We start from the raw sequence: 3,512 nt of genomic DNA on the forward strand, positions 1-3,512 counted from the left end.
AATACTTCTATATGAATATGTAATACCCTCTAATTATTATAAAATTCAAAATTTAATACCTCTTCTAAATTAAAACTCATTAGAAAATCATTGACTGATAAAGGAATTTAATAATATGATAGTACTATACTTGATTACACAAAAGCATAAAAGCACAAAAGCGTTGAACTATTTAAGTAGCTCATACACTCTTGAAAGACAGAGACTTGATGGTGGTGAAAATCAGGCAAGGTGTATAGTGAAATACAGTTAGGGAGCTGTTTTTCCGGTTTCGGCCGTTATCTAATAAGAGAGCAGAGTAATCTGCTAACTAGGGTGGTACCGCGGAGCTTCCGTCCCTTTTGGGGATGGGGCTTTTTTTGTTTTTTTGCTTAGAGAAGGAGAATATAATATGAAAAAGGAACTTAGCATTGGGATGTCTGTCATTCCAATACTTGCATTAATCATTTCTGCAGCTTTATCGATATTTATTTGGAAAGCAGGTATGCATATCCCATTAATGATTGGGGTTATCCTAGCTGCAATCGTAGCGAAGGTTTGCGGCTGGAGCTGGGATGAAATCCAAAATATGATGGTTCAAGGAGTTGCTAGAGCTTTACCAGCTGTATTTATTTTGCTTATTATTGGCATGATTGTTGGCTCATGGATCGCAAGCGGTGTCATCCCAACAATCATCTACTATGGTCTATCCATCATAAAACCAGAATTATTCGTCCCTATTGTAGCACTTGTTACTGGTATTGTGTCAGTAACATTAGGAAGCTCCTTCATATCTATTGCAACCATCGGCCTTGCTTTTATGGTGATTGGGGAAGGACTCGGATTTCCCCCGGGTCTTGTTGCTGGAGCAGTGATTTCAGGAGCTTATTTTGGAGACAAATTATCTCCCGTTTCTGACACTACAAATATTGCACCTGCCATGGCTGACACAGATTTATTTAGCCATATTAAGCATATGCTTTGGGACACGCTCCCTGCATATTTTTTGTCCATCTTAATGTATTGGATTGTTAGTAATTCCGGAGCGACAAGTGTTGGGGCGGATGCAAATGTCATTGATACGATCAAGGTTGGTCTAAATGATGTATTTTTAATTCATCCGCTATTATTGCTGATGCCAGTACTAACAATCATCCTAATGATTTTACGTATACCAGCCATCCCTGCGTTAATGAGTGTTAGTCTTTTAGGTGGTGTGCTTGCCGTCTTTGTCCAAGGAGCATCCGTATCTTCCATTATCCAAGTCATGACAAACGGATATTCCGCTGATTCTGGTGTTGCAGCATTAGATTCCTTGTTAAATAACGGCGGCATGATGTCAATGCTTGGTACAATTGCTTTATTAATCATCGCGACTGCACTTGGAGGTATATTAGAAGAAACAGGATCCTTTGAAATATTAACTCGAAAAATGATGGCGAAGGTCAAATCTGCAGGAACCTTAATTAGTTCTACGATTCTTTCTACTTTTGTAGTAGCTTTTGCAAGTGGTGCTCAATTTTTGGCGATTATTTTACCAGCCAGAACCTTTGTAAAAAAATATAAAGAAATGGGAATAGATACGAAAAACCTTTCAAGATGTGTAGAAGCGGCTGGAACGGTTGGGATTAACCTCGTACCATGGAGTGTCCCTGCTGTATTTGCAATGAGCATCCTTGGCGTTTCACCTGGCGAATTTATTCCGTACGCTTTCTTTGTTTTCCTAGTCCCGCTTATCAATATCCTATTCGGCTTCACTGGCTGGACGATTTCAAAGAAAAATTATCATGAAGAAGATAAAAGGATTTTAAAAAACAGAGGAGAAATTTTACAATGAGCGAAGTGATTTTACATGTATTAGGAACAGCACAAGATGCAGGACTTCCACATCCAAATTGTTTTTGTAAAAATTGTACAGAGGCGATTAACAATCCTAATCTTCGGCGCCTTGCCGCCTCATTGGCCATCGTTCTTCCGAATGACCGAAAATGGCATTTGATTGATGCGACTCCTGATTTAAAAGAACAGATGGTAAAGCTGCAATTAAAATACAGCTTGCAGGGCCAGCTTATGGATAGCATCTTTTTAACGCATGCCCATTTAGGTCATTATCCGGGGTTACTCTTTTTGGGGCGTGAAGCAATTGGTGCTGCTGGAACTCCTGTGTTTGCAGGTCAAAAAATGAATCAGCTGCTACATGAACAGGCGCCATGGAGTCAATTAACCAAGCTTAAGAACATCGTAACGCATGAAATTAGGAATGGACAGCCACTTCCCATATCTCAGCAAGTTTCAATTATTCCAATTGATGTTCCGCATCGAAATGAATTCTCTGAGACTTTTGCATTTGTGATTAGCGGACCGAATAAAAAAGTCCTCTACATTCCAGATATCGACCGCTGGAATGAATGGGACCAAGACATATACAATGCTTGCCAAGAGGTTGACATCTGCCTGCTTGATGGTACCTTCCATTCATCAAAAGACCTTGAAAAAATTGGCCGGGATTTTCGAGAAATTCCCCACCCTCTCATGACAGAAACAATGGAGAGGCTTCAAGATTTAGTTGGAGAAAAGGAAATATATTTTACCCATCTTAATCATTCGAACCCTGTTATTGACTCTGATCGTCAAATTCGAAGGCAAATTGAGGATAGAGGTTTTCATATAGCAGAGGATGGGATGGAATTTAGATTGTGAGGTTTGTTGCAATCATAAAGTTTTTTCGATAACAAAAATTATAGCCAGTCCCTTAGTATTTGTTATACTCAGGACTGGCTATATTTTATTGTTTAATTTTTTTATATTCCTTCTCAATATCTTGAACAGTTTGTTCGATCTGTTCTCCCCAATGATCATTTACTTTTTTGAAAACGATTTTCCCATTTTGATCCAAAATTCCGTAGCCGCGATAAGCAACATCACCATTCTTCATTCCGAATCGGTCAATTAATTCCATTTTCGGGTCAGAAATAAACGGCAAACTTGTACCAAAATAGTCCTTTAAATGGCTGTATAATTCCTTTTGCTGTTCCGGTGTATCATGGCTGATAATAAACATTTCCATATCCATGTCATCTAACATGTCAAGATTTCCATGCAACTCAACTAGTTGCTGCTGACAAAGTCCTCAGGTGTATGTTGTAATAAAAAAGAACAATGCTGGCTTCTCTAATGGAAATGTAACTTCATTGTTATCTTGATCTGCTAATGTAATTGGATCTTCTAAACCCTTTTGACCACAAGCAGCAAGAAATAGCACTGCTGCTAGGGTCAGCAAAACCATTCGTAATTTCATGTTGTCTCCTTTCTAGGTTCAAACGCCTAATCCCATTGAAAAAGGCTTTAGGGCATTTTTACTCACATTTATCATTTCACAATAGATATATTATAATAGATAACCTCTGTAATCCACTTTTTAAGATCAAATAAGGGATAAAAGTGTCAAAGTATGTCTTTTTACAGAAGTTTATAGGACACTTTACAGATGAAACTAACATAGTATGTCCTTTAACAACAGCTTAAAGGACATA

3 protein-coding genes, 1 pseudogene and 1 other annotated feature are annotated in these 3,512 nt (G+C 38.2%); of the genes and pseudogenes, 2 read left to right on the forward strand and 2 right to left on the reverse strand.

Features of this window, described 5'->3' with window-relative positions; translation table 11 throughout:
* Positions 1-154 precede the first annotated feature (154 nt).
* Positions 155-343: a binding site (T-box leader), on the forward strand.
* 48 nt (positions 344-391) lie between these two features.
* Both nhaC and V7149_RS25250 read left to right on the forward strand, forming a co-directional pair.
* On the forward strand, positions 392-1,816 hold the full coding sequence (gene nhaC, locus V7149_RS25245; RefSeq protein ID WP_335348313.1) for a Na+/H+ antiporter NhaC: 1,425 nt from the start codon (positions 392-394) through the stop codon (positions 1,814-1,816).
* Entirely contained in the window at positions 1,813-2,679 is an 867-nt protein-coding gene (locus V7149_RS25250) for an MBL fold metallo-hydrolase (protein ID WP_335348314.1), read from the forward strand. The genes nhaC and V7149_RS25250 overlap by 4 nt, the downstream gene beginning before the upstream one ends.
* Before the next feature lie 85 nt (positions 2,680-2,764).
* Here V7149_RS25250 and V7149_RS25255 read toward each other — a convergent pair.
* Positions 2,765-3,091, reverse strand: a pseudogene (locus tag V7149_RS25255) (redoxin domain-containing protein); the annotation flags it as partial.
* Positions 3,092-3,109: 18 nt separating this feature from the next.
* Positions 3,110-3,277 (reverse strand): lipoprotein, encoded by a 168-nt coding sequence (locus tag V7149_RS25260; protein WP_335348315.1) that lies wholly within the window; start codon positions 3,275-3,277, stop codon positions 3,110-3,112.
* Between the last annotated feature and the right edge of the window lie 235 nt (positions 3,278-3,512).

This window comes from Bacillus sp. JJ1503, assembly GCF_036965125.1.
GTDB lineage: Bacteria > Bacillota > Bacilli > Bacillales > Cytobacillaceae > Cytobacillus.